The 21,305-nt window shown below is 58.8% G+C and carries 18 protein-coding genes and 13 tRNA genes; 26 read left to right on the top strand and 5 right to left on the bottom strand.

Translation table 11 applies throughout. The features are described 5' to 3' along the window. Positions 1–499 precede the first annotated feature (499 nt). Positions 500–1,579: a transcription initiation factor IIB gene (locus tag ACP99_RS15965; protein ID WP_049987551.1), complete on the top strand. Its 1,080-nt coding sequence runs from the start codon at positions 500–502 to the stop codon at positions 1,577–1,579. Between the two features lie 196 nt (positions 1,580–1,775). Continuing rightward, positions 1,776–2,399: a hypothetical protein gene (locus tag ACP99_RS19550; RefSeq protein WP_081927536.1), complete on the top strand. Its 624-nt coding sequence runs from the start codon at positions 1,776–1,778 to the stop codon at positions 2,397–2,399. 61 nt (positions 2,400–2,460) lie between these two features. Here the strand turns inward: ACP99_RS19550 and ACP99_RS15960 are convergent, their stop codons facing one another. Further along, positions 2,461–3,900 (bottom strand): hypothetical protein, encoded by a 1,440-nt coding sequence (locus ACP99_RS15960; RefSeq protein ID WP_049987550.1) that lies wholly within the window; start codon positions 3,898–3,900, stop codon positions 2,461–2,463. A gap of 325 nt (positions 3,901–4,225) precedes the next feature. Here ACP99_RS15960 and ACP99_RS15955 point away from each other — a divergent pair, with 325 nt between their 5' ends. Next, complete coding sequence (locus ACP99_RS15955) at positions 4,226–5,056, top strand: type IV toxin-antitoxin system AbiEi family antitoxin domain-containing protein (protein ID WP_049987549.1); 831 nt, start codon at positions 4,226–4,228, stop codon at positions 5,054–5,056. A 62-nt stretch (positions 5,057–5,118) separates the two neighbouring features. On the opposite strand, the gene ACP99_RS15950 is transcribed toward ACP99_RS15955, so the two are convergent. Further along, positions 5,119–5,607: a hypothetical protein gene (locus ACP99_RS15950; RefSeq protein WP_049987548.1), complete on the bottom strand. Its 489-nt coding sequence runs from the start codon at positions 5,605–5,607 to the stop codon at positions 5,119–5,121. Positions 5,608–5,722: 115 nt separating this feature from the next. On the opposite strand from ACP99_RS15950, the gene ACP99_RS15945 reads away from it, so the two are divergent. The 4 genes from ACP99_RS15945 to ACP99_RS15930 all read left to right on the top strand — a co-directional run bounded on the left by ACP99_RS15945 (position 5,723) and on the right by ACP99_RS15930 (position 8,489). Next, on the top strand, positions 5,723–6,523 hold the full coding sequence (locus tag ACP99_RS15945; protein WP_049987547.1) for a hypothetical protein: 801 nt from the start codon (positions 5,723–5,725) through the stop codon (positions 6,521–6,523). 124 nt (positions 6,524–6,647) lie between these two features. Next, entirely contained in the window at positions 6,648–7,055 is a 408-nt protein-coding gene (locus ACP99_RS15940) for a MarR family transcriptional regulator (RefSeq protein WP_049987546.1), read from the top strand. Between the two features lie 140 nt (positions 7,056–7,195). Next, positions 7,196–7,486: a hypothetical protein gene (locus ACP99_RS15935; RefSeq protein ID WP_197052495.1), complete on the top strand. Its 291-nt coding sequence runs from the start codon at positions 7,196–7,198 to the stop codon at positions 7,484–7,486. 127 nt (positions 7,487–7,613) lie between these two features. Beyond that, positions 7,614–8,489 carry a hypothetical protein gene (locus ACP99_RS15930; RefSeq protein ID WP_049987545.1) on the top strand — a complete coding sequence of 292 codons (876 nt, stop codon included), beginning with the start codon at positions 7,614–7,616 and terminating at the stop codon, positions 8,487–8,489. A gap of 391 nt (positions 8,490–8,880) precedes the next feature. On the opposite strand, the gene ACP99_RS15925 is transcribed toward ACP99_RS15930, so the two are convergent. Then, entirely contained in the window at positions 8,881–9,501 is a 621-nt protein-coding gene (locus ACP99_RS15925) for a hypothetical protein (RefSeq protein WP_156105775.1), read from the bottom strand. Positions 9,502–10,225: 724 nt separating this feature from the next. Between ACP99_RS15925 and ACP99_RS15920 the strand changes: the two genes are divergently transcribed. From ACP99_RS15920 to ACP99_RS21430, 19 genes are all read left to right on the top strand, one after another. Further along, a tRNA-Gln gene (locus ACP99_RS15920) sits at positions 10,226–10,301 on the top strand. Positions 10,302–10,304: 3 nt separating this feature from the next. Beyond that, a tRNA-Asp gene (locus ACP99_RS15915) sits at positions 10,305–10,378 on the top strand. Between the two features lie 249 nt (positions 10,379–10,627). Then, positions 10,628–10,700: transfer RNA gene (locus tag ACP99_RS15910), tRNA-Pro, on the top strand. 4 nt (positions 10,701–10,704) lie between these two features. Further along, positions 10,705–10,791, top strand: a tRNA-Ser gene (locus ACP99_RS20180). Positions 10,792–11,160: 369 nt separating this feature from the next. Continuing rightward, a tRNA-Ser gene (locus ACP99_RS15905) sits at positions 11,161–11,246 on the top strand. Between the two features lie 47 nt (positions 11,247–11,293). Next, a tRNA-Leu gene (locus ACP99_RS15900) sits at positions 11,294–11,375 on the top strand. Positions 11,376–11,417: 42 nt separating this feature from the next. Next, a tRNA-Leu gene (locus ACP99_RS15895) sits at positions 11,418–11,500 on the top strand. Between the two features lie 4 nt (positions 11,501–11,504). After that, positions 11,505–11,576: transfer RNA gene (locus ACP99_RS15890), tRNA-Tyr, on the top strand. 4 nt (positions 11,577–11,580) lie between these two features. After that, positions 11,581–11,707 (top strand) — tRNA-Thr (locus ACP99_RS20175). A gap of 34 nt (positions 11,708–11,741) precedes the next feature. Next, positions 11,742–11,814, top strand: a tRNA-Glu gene (locus ACP99_RS15885). A 103-nt stretch (positions 11,815–11,917) separates the two neighbouring features. Next, positions 11,918–11,988: transfer RNA gene (locus ACP99_RS15880), tRNA-Met, on the top strand. 12 nt (positions 11,989–12,000) lie between these two features. Further along, a complete protein-coding gene (locus tag ACP99_RS15875; protein ID WP_049987543.1) occupies positions 12,001–12,405 on the top strand; it encodes a hypothetical protein in 405 nt (134 codons plus the stop codon). A 47-nt stretch (positions 12,406–12,452) separates the two neighbouring features. Beyond that, positions 12,453–12,528, top strand: a tRNA-Glu gene (locus ACP99_RS15870). Positions 12,529–12,953: 425 nt separating this feature from the next. Then, positions 12,954–13,084, top strand: a tRNA-Arg gene (locus ACP99_RS15865). Between the two features lie 112 nt (positions 13,085–13,196). Beyond that, positions 13,197–14,726, top strand: a complete 1,530-nt coding sequence (locus ACP99_RS15860; RefSeq protein WP_049987542.1) for a TROVE domain-containing protein — start codon at positions 13,197–13,199, stop codon at positions 14,724–14,726. A gap of 156 nt (positions 14,727–14,882) precedes the next feature. Further along, positions 14,883–15,176: a hypothetical protein gene (locus ACP99_RS19545; protein ID WP_081927535.1), complete on the top strand. Its 294-nt coding sequence runs from the start codon at positions 14,883–14,885 to the stop codon at positions 15,174–15,176. A gap of 71 nt (positions 15,177–15,247) precedes the next feature. Then, positions 15,248–15,922: a MarR family transcriptional regulator gene (locus ACP99_RS15850; RefSeq protein WP_049987541.1), complete on the top strand. Its 675-nt coding sequence runs from the start codon at positions 15,248–15,250 to the stop codon at positions 15,920–15,922. Positions 15,923–16,126: 204 nt separating this feature from the next. Then, the gene (locus tag ACP99_RS15845) at positions 16,127–16,450 is read left to right on the top strand and encodes a hypothetical protein (RefSeq protein WP_049987540.1); all 324 of its coding nucleotides are present in this window, start codon (positions 16,127–16,129) and stop codon (positions 16,448–16,450) included. Positions 16,451–16,504: 54 nt separating this feature from the next. Continuing rightward, positions 16,505–17,152, top strand: coding sequence for an HNH endonuclease (locus ACP99_RS21430; RefSeq protein WP_081927534.1), 648 nt, complete (start codon positions 16,505–16,507; stop codon positions 17,150–17,152). Between the two features lie 315 nt (positions 17,153–17,467). Here ACP99_RS21430 and ACP99_RS15840 read toward each other — a convergent pair whose 3' ends face one another. Further along, positions 17,468–18,745 carry a Cdc6/Cdc18 family protein gene (locus tag ACP99_RS15840; RefSeq protein WP_049987539.1) on the bottom strand — a complete coding sequence of 426 codons (1,278 nt, stop codon included), beginning with the start codon at positions 18,743–18,745 and terminating at the stop codon, positions 17,468–17,470. Between the two features lie 1,174 nt (positions 18,746–19,919). Next, a partial coding sequence (locus tag ACP99_RS15835; RefSeq protein WP_156105774.1) for a type B DNA-directed DNA polymerase occupies positions 19,920–21,305 on the bottom strand: 1,386 nt, incomplete at its 5' end.

Below are 21,305 nucleotides of genomic sequence, written 5' to 3'. Positions count from 1 at the left end.
CGTCTCGTTGGACTCGGTGCTTGCGGGATCGGGGAACGGTCGAGACAGCCTCGCCCTTTCTGAGTCCGCCAGGCTGGCGCTCGGGATAGCGAACGACGACATCGGCTGTCCGGTGTTTCTCGAACGGCCCGCGCCGCTCGCCGCTGGCGCCCTCCGCGTCGCTCGCGACCGACCATTCCGGGCGGTCTGCCTGCAGTAGCGGGCGGACTGCCGGGCTAAAATGAATGTGCCCTCGACGCCAGCGGGAAAGCGCGGGGGGTTGCGCGGCGTGGCTGCTCACCCCCCACGCTTTCTCCGCTGGTCGCTCGCTCCGGGCGGGTCGGCGCGCGGCGCTGGTTGTGTCCCTCCGTGCGGGCGCGCTCTCGCTCGCGCCCGGTAGGGCGCTCGCGAAGGCGCGAGCGAGAGCGCGCAGACGGCTCTGTCGGTCGTGACGTCGAGGAAACCCCGTGCTGGAACACGGGGAGTCGGGCGCTGTGGTGAGCGCCTTCGGGAAACTGCAATGACGAGTAACAACGCGAGCGAAAAGACGGTTTCGGACGTACAGAGTACGACCACCGAGGAACGCGGTCACGAGTCGACGGTCGAACACGAACCGTCGGGGCGGTCGGCCTGTCCGGAGTGTGAGGGCCAGGTGATCACCGAAGACGAGCAGTCGTTCTGCACGGACTGCGGGCTGATTGTCGCCGACGAGTGGGTCGACCTGAGCCCGACGCTGAACGACTTGGGCTTGGTCGGAGACGCCGACCAGAGCATCGAGACGGTGGACCCGCTGCGGACGGACAAGGGCCTGCACACGAAGATCGGGCGGAGCACCGACGGTCGCGGTAATCCCCTGAGCAACGAGCAGTGGGAGAAGGTCCAGCGCCTCCGGAAGTGGCACAAGCGGATGCAGTTCGGCGAGAAGCGCAAGCGGACGAAGCGGCTCAACGAGGGGCTGCGAGACGTCGAGATGATCGGCGGCAACCTGAGCTTGCCGGACCACGTCGTCAAGATGGCAGCACAGTTCCTCCGAAGCGCCTCGGAAGCGCGGCTGCCGGGCGGGCGGATGGCCTGGGAGGCACTCGCCGGCGGCGCCGTCCTCCTGGCCGCGCGAGCCTCATCGGTCGACAGGGACGAGATCGACGTCGCGGTCGCGACGCACACCAAAGCGCCCCACGAGCGGGTGTGCGCTGCGGCGCGGAAGATCCGATGTGAATGCGGGTTCGACGCGCCGCTCATCAGGCCCAACGCCGTGATGGCGGTCGTCGACGCGCTCGATGAAGACGCCATCCCCGGGGCGCGAGCGGTGCGGACGTGGCGGCTGGCCCAACACCTGATGAAACTCGGCGATCAGGTGCCGGTCGGGCCGGGAACGCCACGGTGCACCGTCGCGGCGTCGGCGCTGTACGCGGCGGATCGGCTGCTCTCGCGCAAGCACCTCACCCAAGAGCAGGTCGCCGCGGCAGCGAGCACGATCGTGGCGACGTCCCGAAACCGGATCGCGCGGTACAGTCGGGAGCTCGTCGACGCCTACGAAGCCGAACACGGCACCGACGACCCGGGTGTCGGCCTCGAAGAGGAACGGGACACCCTGCGCTGAGCGGGGCGCTACCCCCGTTTTTAGTGGCGACCACCGCCCGTGGACGCCCCTCCACCCCACCCACCGCTCCGTGCTCGCTCCCTGCGGTCGCTGCGCGCGCAGCCACAACCTCGCTAACACCTGGATGGAGTCTCATCAACGGGGATAGGGACGGTGTGTGGTTTGTCGCATCCAAGAGGGGCGGAGTGAGAGACTAATGAACGCTGTTCCATCGTACACCGTCGATAGAGAGACCGCAGCGACGCTCCGAGAATGGTTGTTCGAGAACGCTGTCGAGAAACACGGGGAGTCCGAGATCTCCGAGCCACTCGCTGAACTGGCGGCCGCCATCGATGGCGTGCTCTACAAGCAGGCAGAGGCCGTCGAACTCGGTGTATGGGCACAGACGGATCCTCTGGGTCAGCGAGACACATCACACGTCGACGGGAGCTCAGTCGATGAGCCCCGATCAGATGACGCACGCGACCCAGCCGAGCCTGCTACTTTCGATGTGGGAATCAGCAAGCCAGATCGCATCTATGACACGCTTCCCTATTCGGCCTGGCAGCTCGATCACGAGCAATCCATGACGAACCAGGAGCGATCCCCGACAGCAGCGTCTCACGGTAGGGCGACACCGACAGCGACCTCCCACACACGACGGCAACAGCACCGTCCATCAGTCCGGTATCGCACCGCGTACGAGTGTTCCGTGTGCGGGAGCGTTCGTGAGTTAGAAACCTCGCTTCGAGTCTGTGCGTTCGTCGATGAGTGTCCCAGCTGCGGAGCAGTCGCTCGCTTTACTGCGGGTGGGATTCCCACACCGTTCAGGAAGAGCTGAAGACGCCTATTACAGTCTATTACAGTCTCTTTCAGTCAGTTCCCTTGACTGTCGGAGATAGCTACGGGAACACCTGATAGAAGCCGGTCAAGCCGGTTTGACGGATTCGATCACAGGTATCGATGAACGTCGCCCCCTGATCGTCCTCTCTGTGTTGCTCGATGAAATCCGGATAGCCGAGCAACTGGAGGTACGCATTAGCAAACTGGATGAGCGTCTTCACTGCGGCCTTCATGAAGTGGTATGGTTCGATGTAGCCCGCATCAGCCCAGTCTGCCTGATACAATCCCCACTCAGTGAGCGGATCATAGGGTAAGGGATCGTCATCTATCTCGCGGTAGTACCGCTCGAAGGCATCTCGATCTGCCTCATTGAACCGGTCAAGCGGAATGACTCCCGCTGTCCAATCCTGATCAGCATCCTCGAGGAGACTGTCCTGATATCCTCCGCGATGGACTACGAGCGGTCGGAGAACATAGACCAGATTGATGTACGCCATGTGGTCCGCGATGTGATCACGAAGATCGGTGTTTGCCTCCCGTACTTCATTCAGAAAGTCCCGTCCCCGGTTGTTCGAGAGCGAAATGAACTCTTTGCGAATGTCGTCGATAGCATACTTCTCCGCGGTCTTGAGGGCTAGTGTATCGAAAACGCCGGTGATCAGGGAGATCGCATTGTCGAAATGGTACTGGACGTTGAGCTGCGTCCGGTTATCTGGCTCCTGGAAATACTGATACCCGATCTCATCGACGGCGATAAGCAAGTTCTGAAATCGGATGCTAAACCCCCGTAGATAGTCGTCAGCCGCGTCGGCCTCCACGTGATACCGCGGAACCAACGCCCGGAAGAGATGCCAGTACCAGCCGAACATTCCGACGGTGAGGTTCGGACTAGCGTAGAACTGCTCCCGATACCGGATATAGAGCCCGAGATACTCGACTGCCTCGCCGAGGCTCATGATATTCAACTGCCCACCGGGGAAGTGCGCTTCGAACCACCGTCGGTTGGTGAGGAGGACCGTTCGGTTCGTGATGAACAGGTGTCCCTCATCACGATGGTTGAGCGCGGCGTGGACGAACACCTGCCGGACTGTCGCCAGCTCTCGTTCGGTGACGTCCTCTACTTCGGTCGCATACGCGTCGATGTCATCGGAGAAGACTCGTGCTGTAGTCCGCCGAATCGCCCGTTCCTGATATCCGAACAGATACGAGAATGACGTGGTTGTTTGCTGCCCATCATCATCGCTCCGGACAACTCGAGCCCCGTTCTCTGCCGTCTCAATTGTATACGGTGGGATACACTCAAGCTCCTCATGCCGTGGCGTGTCTGGCGACCGAATGAATTCGAACTCGCGGTTCGCTGCATAGTCGAGTACCCGCTGGGCGGCATCGTTACCATCGGCGAGCTGCTCGTTCAGTGACGCGGTATCCACCAGTACGCGCAGCGGGTCCTCACCGTCACGTGAATCATGGTCTCGACAGATGATATCGCGTGGGTTCATACCTGTGTCTCGTAGTGCCGGCAAGTCAACGCTGTGGGCACGTCAACAAGCCCCTCCACCTTGTTTTTGAATACGATCGGGATTTTGTATCGAATGACTAATTCGAACTCGATCCAATGTCACATCAATAGCTGGACCAGCCAGAAGACGGGGTTGGAAGATACTGCCGACAGAATCTGCCACATCCGATTTGTTCATCCACAGTCTCCACGGTTCTTAACCAACACATATCTATTTGATGATTTTGTGTTGGTTAAGGAAGCTAAGAAGGATGAGGCAAGGCTAAAGCAGGTCTGAGACTATATTCTATGTAAGAAACGCAGGTATGGGTATCATAGAACAATCGCAAAATATACGCCAGGGTCTCTCGACTCGAGAAAGTCGACTCCTTGCACAACTCGCTGGCGCGGGGCACCAGATCATCTCCGTCGACGACATCGAGACGACCCTGGAGGTCCCCCCAAACACCGCCCGCGAGATCGCCTCCCGGCTCACCGAGAAGGGCTGGCTCGACCGGCTCTTCCCGGGCACGTATCTCATCATTCCACTCACTGCCGGCGAGGAGGCCGTGTACACCACCCACGAGTACCTCATCGCCGCCCACGTCGCCGAGCCGATGTACATCGGCTACTACAGCGCCCTCAGCCACCACGGGCTGACCGAACAGGTTCCCCGGACGGTGTACGTCGTCACGCCGACCCGAGCGCAAAGCAGGGAGATCCACGGCGTCCCGTACCGTGTCACGACAGTCACCGAGCAGAAATTCTTCGGCTTTGAGCCGACATCCATCGAGGGTACGACCGTTCAGGTCAGCGACCTGGAGAAGACACTGGTCGACTGTGCGGACCACCCCGAGTTCTGTGGTGGTCTTCGGAAACTTGCGACCGCGATGCGCACCGCCGACGAACGGGGTTGCAACTGGGACACCGTCGGCGAGTACCTCGAACGCCTCGACAACGGCGCTGCGACCAAGCGGATCGTCTATCTCGCCGACCAGCTCGGCATCGACCTCCCCGCCCGCGAGGAACTCGTTGCGTCGTTCACAAGTGGCTACTCGCTGCTGGACCCGACGCGGCCCGACACCGGATCGACCAACAGTACGTATCGCCTCCGAATCAACGTCGAGCCAGCCACGCTGGAGCCGACGGAGTCCTGACATAGGTACGAAGTCGGCGTACCTTCTCTGCAGCGTCGAGAACGGTGCTGTTCAACGACGAACTATGGGTTTGTGCCACCATCGACGGCGTCGAGATCGGGCTCGTCGAACTCGAGGGCTTCCGCGACGACATCCGGAAGCTCCGGGCGAGGGGCCGATTCGTGGCGCTCGATTTTCTCGGTCTTCCGCGTGTTTTCGTAGAGGGCACGTGCGACCGGAAGCCCACGGAGATACTTGTAGTCGTGAAGGACCTCGACCCCCCGCTCGGTGAACCCGTAGAACTGTGAAGGGAGATCACGTTTCCCCTCGCTTGGTTCGTACGTGTGGCGTGCGAGGAGCCCGGCGTCGATCAACGTCTCCAACTGGTCTTTGATGGCCGCCTGGCTCTTCCCGGTCATATACTCGAGTTCGGCGAGCGACATCAGATGGGCGGGATGGCCCAGCAGCTCCTGAATGATGAGATGGCGCGTATCCTGGGACAACAGCTTGAACAGCCGCTGTTGTTCCGCGAACGGCCCCGCATCGGCCGCGCCAGTGTCGGTTTCGCTCATACGTGACGATACGAGGAGGGGCGCTATAACAGTTAGGGTCATCCAAGTTGGTTAAATCAGAAAAAATCAAAGTGATTCAGAAAGGATAAGGTGTTGTGGTTTGAATCGGCAGCTAATGACCGACCCAAGCCCGCCGCCGGACGCTGGGGAGATTATGGCCGTTGTTCACGAGGCCGTGGGGGGCATCGAACTTGAGCCTGCAGAGAAACGGGAAATATGGCGGTTCACCCAGCGTGAATTGCCGTATCTTTGGAGTCAGCGGACATCGTATTTCATCCTGGGAAGCTATCGCGACCCCTATATCCGTCGGCTTCGCGCCGTCCAGAACGAACTGACAAAGCAGCTCGGTGCGTATCCGTTCATCATGGGCGATCTCCTCGAGCTTCCGACTGACCGGCTCAATACGTTCGATATCATGCTTTCGCTGCTCGCGACGTACAGCGACTACATCGTCGGTGTCTTCGAGAAGGAGAGTGGTGGGGAGGCGCCTGAATTGGGCGAGATCGATGACCCACCGTATTTCGACAAGTCGTACGTGTTCCCGCGTGATTACGCGTGGGTGACTGACGAGAACCTTGACTCGCCACAGCACGTCATTCAGGCCGCCCTTGAGATAGCGTTCACAGACGGTTTGTCGGCGGATGAAGTCCAAGCAAACGTCGAGTCGCTCATAGAGCGCGCACAGGAGAAGGGTCTTGACATCGACGAACAGGAGGTGTGGGATGTGATCGACGAGCGGGCAGATGAGGACGAAGAGCCGGCAACGTACAGTTGGGTCCATCTCAACAAGTTCCGCAAATTCGAACTCCACGAACGGTGCTTCCCGTGGACGACAGAGGACGAACTTCGAACTGAGGTTGACGAACTCCCATCCCCGACACCACGTCCGGAGTGGGAAGAGCGTGAGGGCCAGTGAATTGTCCTGTCCTACTCGCTTGGCGGCACACTCATCATAGTGAGCCGGCTCGGTAGTTTACTCTCGAGTAAACTACTTTACTCTCGAGTAAACTACTTTACTATGCCCGGTCGAATACATCGTTATGGAGGCTGGTTCGGGTGTCGGTGACGACACGACACCACGGGAAGTCATCCACTTCATTACACAGCAGACACGGTTTTCGCTTATCAGCGATATTCTCGCTCACCCTCAACAGCTCCCATCGATGTACGAACTCGAGGAGCTCAATCCCAGTGTGAGCGATGCGACCGTCTACAAGCACATCCAGAAGCTGATCGACGCCGGCATCGTCACGGAGGTCGCTTTGGACGACGACCAGCGCCGGCAGGGGTATCCCTGGAAGTTCTACGGCCTCACCGAAGACGGCCGCGAGTTCTTGGAGACGCACAATCTGCTTGCCGCGGAGGAGACACTTCAGCAGATCTACGACACCATCGCCGATAAGCCCGAGAAGATGGTCAAGTACGAGGACGCGCCCCGTCCAGATTAGGAGTGGTTGTCAGAGAATAGGGAGCGATAGTCTGCCGTTATTCCTGGAGGTTAGCCTGACTGACCGACTTCACGGACGTAGCCGCTCCGCTCAAGATCAAATTCTTCGGCTACGAGTCGAGGCTCATCGAGGACAGCGCCGTGAACGTCGCAGATGTGGAAAAGACGACCGTTGACTGTACCGACCATCTCGAACTCTGTGGTGGCATCCGAGAACTCGTACAGGCGATAATCGTCGCGGAGGATCGAGACTATTCGTGGGCGACGGTCGTTGAGTGCCTCCAGCGACCCGACAACGGCGTTGCGACCAAGCGGATCGTCTACCTCGCCGACCAGCTCGGCATCGACCTCCCGGCGCGTGAGACGCTCCTCAAGTCATTCACAAGCGGGTATCCGCTTCTCGACCCAACGCGAAGCGAACAGGGATGCTAGGACAGTGAGTATCATCTCCGAATCAACGTCGACTGGGAGAGACTCGATTCGATGGAATCCTGATGCCAGGTCGGTCCGAAAGGTAGCGTGAATTAAGATGCTCCTCCAAGTACAGCGAATCAGGTAGATGGGTCACGTCTATTATCACCATCCGGGCGACAATCAGTTCTCTCTTGATTTTGTCCACGAGGCTCCATCAGAGATCGTTGCCAGGATTGTCGAGTACGACGATGACGTGGCGGTGAAGGTTCGCAGGTACGATCTTGACAGCGAGTTTTTCGGAATCTATACGTCTCGCGTCGGTGGTGGGGACGTCGGCGATCTCGAATTCGATTTTGGCGAGGCACTCTCTGAGATGGGTGCTGATAACGGTACCATCGTTGCCCGGCTCCTCGAGATCTATCAAGCGCTCATAGCCCAGAACGAGGAAGAAGAAGGAGTTCCTGTTGAAGCGTACAAGAACATCGACATCGATGCACTCCCAGACGCGCTCAACCGGGTGTCGTGGGAGGGCGACGCGACTGATGTTGCAGGCCGTCTCGCCTCAAATCTCATTCTCAAACACGCGCTTCCGAATGCCAACCATCGGACTGCTGTTGCCCTGGTTCAGTTCTACCTCCGTCGGATTGCTCCCGATTTCTCGATGCCAGAGACCTCCGTGGAAATCGACTCAGAGACATACGACTGGCGGGAGTGGGTAAACGAATATATTAATGAGTCAAAGCGTCTCTTAACGGTTCGTCGGAAGAATGTGCTACTCAAACATCTCTCTGACTTCGGAGCGACAACGCTTGAGCGGAAACACGAGGTCCAGATCGACCTGACGGCATACGAGCTGGATATGTATCCCGCAGAAGCGAAAACAGTCTACGCAACAGCGCACGAGGAGCTCTGGATCGAATTCGTCGAAGAGGCGGTTGAGCGCACCGACAACCCCGAGCTAATGGAAACCCCTGGGCTATCGAAGGCGGAGTTCGCAGAGAAAATTCGGACTCTCGAGTAAGCGGCGTGCGCTAGTCTTGGAGCGTCGCGACCGTGCGGCCGGTTTCTTCGGCCTCTTCGCTCCGCGACATCCCGTATGTTGCGAGAGCCTCTTCAACCGCGTCGTCCAGACTCATTGGTCAGGCAAATCTTGGCTCTGCCAACGGATAAAGTCTCGCACGATTTGCGTTTATCATTGCATCGGCCAACTCGCCAACCGTGCAGGACCGATCCCGCAAACAGTCGATAACCCGTAGCACCGTCCACTCGCATAGATTCCCATCTCTCCGATGTATTCATAATCATATCGGGTAGAGTGGAATACAGACTCTTGGCGCACAGATCGAGTCGTCAAATAGTGAGACAGTTGTGCAACCGTATTTTGGAGAGGCAATTCGATCTGCGAGTCCGAACTACTCGGGAGGCGACGTGAACAGGCGCCGATACTCGTCAAGCCACTCGATCTCGTGGTACGTCACGTCGTTCTGAATGTCGTATTCAAGCGGGAGTGGATCCGAACGGTGGGTCGTGAACGTGAGGTTGATTTCGACACAGGGCCCATGCTCTGAGACGCACTCGAAGCCATCGTCAACGGGGTATACAACGCTAAACCAGCGAATCTGGAACCCAAAGTGGTCACACACATCTCTGACGACGGCAGCATCGCAATAGGGCGTGTGGACCCACAGTTCCCCGCCAGCGTACGCCTGATCCTTGACGCACCAGACTGCATCGAGGGAGCGGAGAAACTCCGCAGCGCGATTGTAGTGCGCTTCAGTCAGGCGATCCCACCAGTGGTACTCCTCGACGTCGTCAACGAGGAGCTGGAGGCAATCTCCACACACATCATACGCCCGCTCACCAAGGGAGACTTCGTGGAGTTTGTCGTACTGGGTGGTGTCACATGCATCGCACGGCGGGGAAGCACCACTGCACTGGCATCCGGAGGATGATCGCTGTTCGGTAGGGTTGGAACACCTGCTGTTTGCACTCCCTGGCTTCTGAGATTCGTTTGAGTCGGTATTCTCGGTCATTGGTATCTAACCGAGAACCGTCAGTCACGCCGTGTGACTGGGCTCCCGGCTAGAACCGAACCAACGGTCGGCCACTCATCTATCGCCACAGAGAGCAGGTTGGTGTAAATAGTTTCTGTGGGTCCAACCGAGAACACCGGCCAGCGTCCGGCTATCGACGACAGCCAATGCTAGGACATTAAACGTCGTGTGCAACCGCATCTTGGAGTGTGACTGGCGTGTCTGTGGGTAACACACCCTAACTAATTTTAATACAATTGCCACGATATTCCAGGTTGACGTCCGATACACCCCTCAAACCGAGAGAGTTCAACACGATGATCATCACTCGCCTCACCCCGCGGCGTGCTCGTTCTCGCTTAGCCGCGGGTCCCGTGTTCGGCGAGTGCCTACAAGATCAGCGTGCGAAGAGCCCGGGCGCAAACCGCCGGATCCACGTCGACTTCGAATACGAGAGTTCGACGCAATCCGGCGACGGCCGGACACTCTCACCCGCATAACTCGGCCCCTATACGGACTACCCGTCACGGGTCGAGGAACACGGGATTGCCGCCTGCCTGTGCTCAGTACTCGCTCAGGACACAGCCTGATGCGAGTGCGGGATGCCAGGCTCGCGGCTGCTTGGTTTCCGTTCGTTCGATACAGGGGCGAACGGGCTCCGTCCGCGCTGAGCGTACGGAAGTCGTTAGCCAACAGCCCCGCAGCGAGAGCTGCGGCTACGTCGAGCCCCGGAGTCTCCGCTGGCGAGGGACGCCGGACTTTGAATCCGGAGGTCGCCGGTTCGATTCCGGCCGGGGCGACATGCCGACGTGGTGTAATCCGGCGAGCATACGGTCCTGTCACGGCCGTGATCCGGGTTCAAATCCCGGCGTCGGCGTGGATGCGTGGCGTGGCCACGTGGGGATACCCATCGAGGTAGGCAGCCCGGTGGTGCGATCAGCTGGATCGTTCCGACGATGCTGGGCCCAGCAGGGTCTGCAACCTACATGAGCCGGTGTGGTATTCCCGGGAACACCCGAAGTACGCCCCCGCGATGAGACGCGCAACCACGACTACTCGGTCGCGGTTGCGCAGTTGGAAAGTCGTACAGATAGATAATCAACTGCCGAACGCTCGGCAGTCCAGTGAGCCGATGGTCCAGCGGACGACGATCTGTGCCTTGGGCGCACAGGACCGAAGTTCGAATCCGCGCCGGCTCACTGTGCCGCGACTGGGTATTGGGGAACCCAGCGGCCTGCTATGCCGTGGCCGTCTGCTATCGGTCTCCCGGTTCGAATCCGGGTCGCGGCGTCATGACAACGAATGTCTGCCCTGCCTGCGAGAAGGAAGCGTTCCGTCACGTCCCGCTCGGTGAAACAACGTCCATCGACACGATTGGAAGCGTGGAAATCTGTGTCACCGAGGACGGCGCATACTTCCACGGAACGAGGTGACCGCCATCCATCCCTGCCGTGGCTGGGTGCTGATGAGCACATTCGCCTCGGTAGCGAGGGTCAGAAGCTGAGTAAGGCGCGTCTTCCGGTGTCCCGGTGAGAAACGCGAGGCGGGCTCATCGGAGCAAGTTCCGACGGAGATGGTGAGACATGCGGATAGGCGACCGCGCTCGGTTTGAAACCGAGAGCCGCGAGGCTTCGGAGTTCGACTCTCCGTCTCACCGTTGGCGGGGTTTCCCTAGCTTGGTCAAAGGACTGCGTTGGAACCGCAGCGTCCGCAAGGACACGAGTGTTCAAATCGCTCTCCCGCCGCTGCGTACCGAAGTGATTCGCAGAGCTGCTGGCGATTCTCGAATTGCGCCGCCATGCCAGAGTGGTCGAACGGACACGGTCGAGACCCGTGTGGTTAGTCCTTCCCAGGTTCGAATCCTGGTGGCGGCATCCAGCCATCGTGCTGGGAGACAATTCTCGCTTCACCGTTACGTCGCCGTACTCAAGTGGTCAACGAGAAGCGGCTCAGACCCGCTGGCGTAGGTCCTTCCGAGGTTCGAATCCTCGCGGCGACATTTTCTCCCTGTGGTCTAGCGGCTACGATACCTCCCTGTAGAGGAGGAGACGCACGTTCGAGTCGTGCCGGGGAGACTGCGGGACGGTGGAAGAGCCTGGCATTCACACACTCTCACCGAGTTTTCACCGGAGACCCGGTGCGACGGTGAGAGTTCCTTCATCTCACTTGTAACGAGAACACGCAGGTTCGAATCCTGCCCGTCCCATTGACCGATGACCCTTCCAGAGAGAGGCCACCCCGCTCCAGTGGAGTAGCGGCCAAACTCACGGCCCTCTCACGGCCGAGCCCCCGGTTCGAATCCGGGCTGGAGCATTCTCCAACAGTCCGAGACCTCTCACTTCCAGCCGACGAGACTGAGGGACGGACAGCTGTGGAGAACTGAGAGATGTCCATGAGTGAGTTCCGAATTGTGTGCTGCGGGATAGGATAATGGCAGTCCACGGGGCTCATATCCCCGAGGCCCAGGTTCGACTCCTGGTCCCGCAATGGAGGACAACAATGGGACTATTCGATACAGTCGAACTCTACGACGACGTCCACCTACCGGAGTACCCCGACGGGCTTGCTCCTGCCGAGGACGTCGACTGGCAGACGAAAGGCATCGATCGACCGACCATGACCACATTTCGGATTACGGCGGACGGTCGGCTCCTCGAAGAGGAGTGGCACACCGAAGCGGTCCCGCCGGAAGACCGGCCATACGCGAGCCGTGACGACGTCGACGAGGACGATTTTCGCTACATGGCCGGCAGTCGGAACCGAGTCCACGACGGCTGGATCGAACGAGAGGATTACCACGGCCGCTTCAAGCTCAAACACTCCTTCGAGGATCTCGATACACTCGTCACGTATCAAGTGACGTTCACGCACGGGCAACTCGAGGGCTTCGAACGCCTGCGATAATCCGTGGGTGTCCGCCGCACCTCAGCGCTTGATTTCGTCCCTACTGCGCTCCCGGAGTCTCCGTTGGCGAGAGACGCCACCCTTTCAAGGTGGAGGTCGGGGGTTCGATTCCCCTCGGGAGCACTCGGGAAGGCTGGCCCTGACAGCGTTTTTCCGTGTCTGACATAGCGGGCAGCCACGGATCTGTGACGCTGTCACGGTCGGCTTTCCCCAAGCGTGTGGTCGTCGAGGTGGTGCGTTTCTTCGCCCGCAAAGCACACCAACGGGAGTCATAGCCCGTCGCACCACCGGTTGCCCGACCGCACGTGGCGACCGTCAAGTCGGAGCGTTGCTTCGCTAGGAACTCGCAGGTTCAAATCCTGTCGGTGGCGCAGTCCATCGAGAACATCCCGGACAAAGAGCGTCCGAGAGGACGCTCGACACCGGTTCCGCTCCGACAGTTTTCCGGTCGCCGTGTCGCCAGTGGCCGTCGATCTGGAGCGCTACGTCGATGGCACTCTACGGGTTCGAATCCCGTCGTTCGCTCCAGGAATTGTCCGGCCACTCGTGTTCCCGTAGCTCAGTCAGGACAGAGCACCGTCAGAGTGAACTCTGACGAGCCCTCGGTCGGGCCTTCGCCCCTCACGAGGACACCGGCCTTCGAAGCCGGGTGTCGCACGTTCGAATCGTGCCGGGAACGTCCAGCCGAGCGATGCGAGCTGGTTCGGGACGTTTTGCTCCCGAGACTCGCTGCTCACAGAGCGTGTGGGCAGCTGCGATCGGAGTCGCCTATTGCGGCTCCGGGTGATAGGATGGAATTCAACACGCCAAAGCAAACGGTCGCGGAGGCAACGCGGACCACCAACTACGAAGGTGGGGAAGCGTTCGAGCCTGCCGACCCCCGACTCGCACTGTACAAGCGCACGATCAACCAGCTGCTGGAGGGCTCGTTCTACGAGACCGATGACGAACAGCTCGCTGCTGTCGTTCGCCAGTTCGATGCCGCCGCAAACGAGGACCCGGAGTTCGTTCTGAAGCTCGCGGCCTATGCACGCCAGGAGCTCTACTTGCGGGACATCCCACAAGTGCTACTCGTACTGGCGGCCAACGACGACCGATTCAAGGACGACTCCCCTGAGTCGCTCATCCGTGAATGGGCACCAGCGATCATCCAGCGGATGGACGAGACGGCCACCGCGCTCGCGGTCCACGATCAGCTGTTCGGCGGGACTGCGCCGTGGCCGCTTCGACGCGGGATCGAGGACGCGCTGGTGGAGATGGCCGACGCCTACACGCTGGGCAAGTACGAGCTGTCGCGGCGTGAGGTGACGCTGCACGACGTCTTCAACCGCGTCCACCCCACGCCCGTCGACGCCGAGCAGGAAGCGCTCTTCGAGCGGTTCATGCGTGGCGGCCTCGACGACTATCCCGACGTCGACCCGTTGCCGGCGCCCAACACGTGGGAGACGGTCATCTCCGAGCGCGGCAACACCCAAGCCGCCTGGGAACTGCTCATCGAGGACGGCGAGTACACGCTGCCCATCTTCGCGTCGATCCGGAACCTCCGGAACATGCTCGAAGCCGGCGTTCCGGAGGACACCGTCGTGGATCACCTCGACCTGGAGGCCGTCCGACACGCACCGCTGTACCCGTTCCGGTACTACCAGGCCTACACCGCGCTGCAAGACGCGGATGTCCAGGCACCGGCGGTCGAGCAGTGGCTCGAAGACGCAATTGATGTCGCGGTCGAGACGGTACCTGGCGGATTCGGCGATACCTTTGTTGCGGTCGACCTGTCGGGATCGATGGATCAGCGGCTGTCCGCGAACAGCACGCTCCGACTGAAGGAGATCGGTGCGTTGTTCGGTGCGATCCTGGCCGACCAGGGTGCTGACGTCGGCGGGTTCGGCGACGACTTCCAGACCGTTCCGATGCACGTCGACACGCCAGTCCTGCAGCGCCAAGCGGCGGTGTTGGCGATCGACGAGGACGTCGGGAACTCGACGAACGGCTGGAAGACAATCGATTACCTCCGCGAGCGAGGTGAGCCCGTCGAACGCATCGTCGTCTTCACCGATATGCAGATCTGGGACAACACGCCGTTCACGGCCCGCGATTCCCAGACGGTCAAGGACGCGTTCGATGCGTATCGGGACGAGGTGTCTACGGACACCGCGCTGTATCTCGTCGATCTCGCGGCCTACGGCGACCTGGTGACGCCAGAAGGCTACGAGAACGTCTACAACATCTCGGGATGGTCGGAGAACGTCCTCTCGTTCATCGAACACGCCGAGAAGCCGAAGCAGATCATCGATGAGATCGAGGCGTTCGAGCCGACCTAACCCTGTCCGTATTTTTTGTTTTGAGGATGCGCGAGTGGTGGAGTTCGGAAACACACGGTCGTGCCACGACCGAGACGGACGTTCGAATCGTCCCTCGCGCGGAGTACAGCTGTCGAACATCTGGCCCGTGAGACGCGCCTTAACGGAGATGAAAATATGGCAGTATCCAATACCACCGACCTAGACTCGACGACAATTGCCGTCGTGACGATTCGAATCCCCTGCAGCGCAGATGGGGACCTCGTCACTGACGCTGAGAAGCGTCTCTCGCGGCCCGAAACTATCGATGACGTCACGATTGACGAATTGGATAGTATCGAGCCACAGCTGTCAGCCACACTCATTACCGTCGAAATTACGGTCCGGTGGGCTACGGCAATTGGCGTGGAGGAGATCAGAGACAGACTGGCTGGTGTCTCGGGACTTGAGTCAGTCAGACGGATTGCATAGGCCGTTCAGAACGGCATAGCCGAAAGTGTAGTAATCTATTTGACTGTTACCACGATATTGGTAATTATTAGATGTACGAACCGTTTGATGAGACTGCTGCTAGAGTGTTGCTCGCAGTCAATCCTGGAGATTCGATCCGAACGGTAGCCCAACATCTCCACACCCCCTACGAAACGGTTCGACAAGCAGTCAATCAACTAGAGGATGCAGGGTATCTTCGATATGATGACGGACTGTTCGTGACCGACGATCGCATCCGTAAGGCGGCACGAGACCTGCTGGCCACGAGTGGCGCCGTGAATCCACCGTCCATCGAAGAGGCGTACGTACTCCCACAGTTCGGTGACTGGCCCTTCGCCTTTACACAGGTGGACGCCGTCTACGTGTGGACCCAAGGCGGCTACCAGGTCGGTCGCGACCCCGACGACTACCCGCTCTTTCTTGCCGTCCTCGAGGAGGATGTCGACGCCTGGCAGCGTTTTTTCGAACGATTTGGAATCCCGACAGGATTTGAGCGTCGACCGGAGGACTCGTTTGAAGGCCCTCACCAAGTCGTCCTCGACGAGCGTTTCGTGCTCGACCCCGACCACGTCGAAGGATATCCAGTCATCTCTCGGCGCGAGACGATAGCGTTTATGCGGGAGCATTATGCGACGTTTCAGTCGGCACTTGCGATGCTCGATCGTATGTACGACGATCTCGATCTCGACGTTTCCTACCGTGAGTCAGAAAGAGAATGCTCGTGAGTTTCACAGCAGCAATTGAATTATCGACCTCCTCCACGGTGAGGTTTAATTGATTGCCGTTGGTTTGACATCGACAGCGTTCCCGGGTTGCTATTTTTGAATAGTTTGCTATTCATACTCTTCAACCCGTGACGAGTCGATATCTGATTAACCAACAAATCTATGCCGATACGCACTTTGTTGGTTAACACAAGGCGACCGCTGATGTCCTACGAACCACCGACGCCGCCGGCGGGACTCCCGACAGACCTCGTCAATACGCTCAACGAGTACCCCTCTGAACAGCTCCAGCACGTTGCCCGCTACGCTGAAGAGTTAGCTGAGCACAAAGCTCGCGAGGCACGTCTCGAAGAGGACTCAGATGAAAACGAGATCGAAGAACGCCCCGACGATCTGCCGGACGACGTCCCGGCGAAGGCCACGATCACGATCAAGGAGATTAACGACAACCGCTACTACTACTGGCAGTGGCGAGAAGGTAAATCGGTGAAGTCCAAATATAAAGGACCGGTCAACCCGGACGAGTAACCCCGGACATTCATCAGTGATGACGGTGGCTAATGGTCGGCGAGATGCCGATCTATGCCCGTCGAAGTTGAGTGTGACTTCTGTGGAGATACAGTCTCAAGACCGCCGTCGGTAGTGGAGCGTGCAGAGCACCACTTCTGTGATAAAATATGTCACGGGAAGTGGCGGTCTGAACAAATGGACAGCAGGATCGTCCTCCAATGTGACTACTGTGGGACGGACTTCAAACGATACGAAAAGAAGCTTAGAGACGATCAGACAAACCATTTCTGTAGCAAGGAATGTAGAGGGCGATGGCAGATAGAAAATCGTCCGCAGACGGAGTGTACAAACTGCGGCGAGACCATCAGGCGAATTCAGTACGATATCGAATCAGCGGATCGCCATTTCTGTAGTCGAGAGTGTAAGTGGGAATGGCAACAGGAAACAGCGACCTACGATTGGGAATCAACTCCGAACTATGGACCATTGTGGAAAGAGCGGCGTGAACAGGTCTTGGAGCGAGATAATCGAACCTGCCAAGGGTGTGGCCGTAACGAAAGTGAACTCGGCTATACGCCGCGAGTACATCATATTCAGCCGTTCTCGGGATTCGACGAGGACCAACTCGAATTAGCTCATCATCCCTCGAATTTAGTCGCGCTCTGTGAACGCTGCCACAACCGCTGGGAAGGGATTCCGCTTCGTCCGAAATTGCTCTGAGAATGAAAACACACCCCACAGTGTGAATGGGTTCAGCTCACCCCACACCCCTCAGTGTGAATGGGTCCGGTCAGCCCAGACAGGTGAAACGCGAAGAGAAGATACCCACCCCACGTTTCCGTCGTAACTGGAGGTCGGTGGAGGGAACGCAGCCACGATCGAGGGGATCACACCCCCCATGTTTCCGTCGTTTCGTCACCCGGCCAAAGTCGATTATTGGGAGTAGAAGACGACCTCGGATCACCCACCCCACGTTTCCGACGTATCGAGAGATACACTCGTGATCAGGGGTGTGGTCAGCGACCGAGACGGGAGCTAGGCCAGGTCTTCCAGCCGGCTATCCCGGAGGACAGATTTCAGCACGATACCGGTGTCCTGAACCAGCCGATGCTCGAGATAACTGCCTTCACCCCGGCCACCCCCGGTCCGAGTTGATTCAACGACGCCGAGGAATGCCTGCTCTTTCAACAGCTCGTAGACGCGGTGCTCGCTGAGAGTCTTCGCATCAGCCTTCTCTGTCGTCGCCTGATACCGTTCGAAAATACGGTTGGTCGAAAACCCGTCCTCGTTCGGATTCTCTTCGGTGAGCAGCGCGAGCGAATAGAGGATGAACTTGACCTGTGTCGTCGATCCACGGAGAAGCTCCTCGAACCGATCGATTTCAGCCCACTCCTGGGCATCGCGAACGTGTTCCTCGACGACTGTATCGACGTTTTCTCGTTCGGCCAGTTCGCCGGCGTGACGAAGAATTTCGATTGCCTTTCTGGCGTCACCGTGTTCTTGGGCGGCTAGTGCCGCCGTCAACGGAATCACATCATCCGAGAGAACGCCATCGTGGAACGCGTCCCGTCGGTGCTTCATAATCTCGCGCAGTTGATTCGCGTCGTAGGGTTGGAAGACGAACTCTTCCTCGCGAAGACTGGACTTGACGCGTTCGTTCAGCTGGTCGCGATACTCGATCTTGTTGCTGACCGCGATGACACCCAAGTGGCAATCCGCTTTCCCCGATTCGCGAGCCCGTGAGAGCTGCATAAGAATATCATCGTCATCGAGTCGGTCTACCTCGTCGAGAATGATGATGACTGACTCGTAGGCAGTATCCAAAATCTCCCAGAGATAGTCGTAGTATTCACCGCTGCCGATCCCTGCGCGTGGAATATCGAAGTCAGTCTCGTCCGTCTCGTTGAGTGAACGAGTTACCGTCCTCGCGACGCGTGTCTGTGTGTTGTGCTGCGCGCAGTCGACGTAGACCGTGCCGACGGACACACCGTTCGACTCCGCGGCTCGCCGGGCTCGCTCAGTGACGTGACGGGCAACGAGCGACTTCCCGGTTCCCGTTTTCCCGTAAATAATCACGTTGTTGGGCGGATCGCCACGAACGATCGGTCTGAGTTCAGCAGCAACGGCCTTGATCTCGCCATCCCGGCCGACGATACGGCCGCTTTCAGGGACGTGGCCAACCTTCAGCAGCTCCTTGCGAGCGAAAATGTTGGCGCGGTCGGGGTCGTCTTCATCAAAGTCAAAGAGGGGATCGTCAGCGGGATCCTCGTAGCGGCCGTCGAAGTCAGAGAGTTGGGACGGTTCCTCAGCCATCAATATGAGACATCGCGGATGGGACCTACTTAATGATTTGGCTACCTCGACCAGAGTGTAAATCGGGCTATGGTCGTCTTCTGATGTTTTGTCGCTGGCGTATCATCCTCACAAAGAGTCGAGCCAGTCCCGAGTGAAATCGGATTCGGAGCGATAGTTCCAAACTCGGACCGGCACCCCTAATCCAGAGTGAAAACGCCGGACTGAAGCGGGTTTGTCACACCCCTGGTCAAGAGTGAATAGCCCTCGGTCCGGGAGCAGCGTACTTGGTTGAGACGACACCCCCCGTCCAGAGTGTATCTCCCGAACCGGGTAATCAATCATTTCTATGAGAGGACACATCGGCTCTGGACGTCTGACGCACGGCAGACACCCCTCGTCCAGAGTGAAAGCGCTGGTGTGACGAGCTGGAGTGGAGTGTGAACCTCAAGTGATGCTGACGAGCGTTCGTCGGCACCCCTAATCAAGAGTGAAGACGCAGGTCAAATCTCCAGCCGAAGCAAAGCAGGGTACAATCGGAACTGTCGGGATCGAGTATCTTGATTCCGGTTGACGAGGGAGATCGGGAGATACCAATCCCGATTTCGGGTTTGATGCCGGTTCGCTGGTTGGCGAATAGTCAGAATGACGATTGTTCCTTCAACGTCTCATAATACGCGGATGATGGACTCGAACCCCCACACCCCTCGTCCAGAGTGAAACGCTACGAGAGTCCCTCGGTCGACCCAGCGGAAACCACACGACGAGTCGGCTGGGAAGTACCGAAATCACAAGATGTGAGACGTGTATCCCTCGAACAGCAGTCGTCACACAGTCGAAGATCCTCTAAACATACCAATCTTCATAGTATTACCTAGAGGTTTTATTACTACCTACTTCCTACCACTCTCCAAGTGCATTCAGCACAAAGAAGAGGACGAAGACGGCATTCGTCCGGGTGGTTTCGAACTCCTGCTCGTGTTTGGTGTTCTATTTCCTCCGTGTTCTCCCGTCTCAGGCTGTCCTTCCGTGATTCTTGCTGATCTCTTTTCACGAGAACCCCTATTTCTCGTGGACCTCACCCCACACCTCTGATTGGTTTTCACTCTGGACGAGGGGTGTGTGGGCGAGGTATTCTTTCTGTGTCTCCACTCAGTATTAACCAACAAATCTCCCGATATCTCGATAGTGTTGGTTAACCTCTCTCAATCTCTGTGAAGGCGGCCAAGTCCATTTCCCGAGTTTCCGCGATCTCGCGTTGAATCTCCGTCCGATCCCAGCCAAGCGGTGCCAGCACACTCTCGACAGCTCTGACGAGTTGCGTCTCGTAGTACGACGCATCGTACGACTCCGTCTCTTCGTGAGCCAACGCGACCCGTTCTCGCGAATTCTTCTCGTCGTCGACGACCACGTACTCGATGTCCTGTCCCGGGTGGATAGCGAGGTCCTGGTCCCGAGCCCGCTTCAGCGCCGCCACGTTCTGCGTGTTCTGCGTGTACCCTTCCAGCGGCTTGGAGACACGATTCCGTTCGACGAGCTGCTCGACCGGCACCGTTCCAGCGTGGAGGCGCTTGATCGCGTCCTGAAGACAGTCGAGTACGGTGTCCGGAGATTTAGTCGCACCGAGTCGTTCGAGACAGTCCCGCTGGACGTCCTCGATGAACGGTGGAGTTGAGCGCTGCCGAGCTTCAATCCCGCGTATCTTGAAATCGTTGTCGCCGGCGACATTCCCGAAGTACTTCGTCAACGCGCCGGCGTCGCTCTCGCGCTGCGGGACGAACGCCACCCAGTCGTAGTGGGCTTCGTGTTCGAGCCGAATCTCGACGCGTTCCGTGATCTCTATCGCGAGCGCCTCAAGATCCTCGCGGTCATCGTCGTTGACGTCGGGATCGGGCGTCACCCAGATGGAGTCGACGATACCGTGGACGACGCGCCAGCCACCGGCCTCCAAGCGTTGTTTCGCCGTCAGCAGAATCTCGCGAGCAAACGCGTTGATCGCCTCGTGGCACTCGATCCGGCCGAATTTCGCATTACTGAACCCTTGATACCCGAAGCAGGCGACGAGAATCCACTTCAGCGCACCCGACCGCCCCTCAAGCTCTGTGAGTCGGTCCTCGTCGGGGTCGTCCCGTTCCTTCTCGCGACGGATGGCCGCCTTGATCTCGTCGCGTGCGTCGATGATCGGTTGCAGCACGTCGACGAGGTAGCCGCGCTCGTTGCAGATCGAGTACCCGAGGCCGGGGACGTCGTCGCGGTCGCTGTGGCAGCTACACCGGATGACGTCCGGCGAGACGTTCCGGGTACAGATGATGTTCGGATACAACGAGGAGAAGTCGAGTTCGTGGACGTTCTCGTGGAGGCCGACCTCGGGCGCGAAGATGAAGCCGCCGCGGTCGGCGTCGTGAAGCGTCCCCATCGGCTTGTAGAACTCGTGGCGCCAGGAGTTCCACGGGACGAGGACCCCGCGGTCGTGGGCCTCGCAGATCTGGATCGCCGTGAGCACGTTTCCGATCGACGCCCACGCAAGCTCCTGGACGGGCTTTTTCGAGCGCGACACGAGGTCGAGGACGCCGTCGAGGTT

The sequence above is a fragment of the Halobellus rufus genome (assembly GCF_000739575.1).
Taxonomy (GTDB): domain Archaea; phylum Halobacteriota; class Halobacteria; order Halobacteriales; family Haloferacaceae; genus Haloquadratum; species Haloquadratum rufum.
The sequence above is the reverse complement of the archived record's forward strand: the minus strand, read 5'-3'. Positions and strand labels throughout refer to the sequence as shown.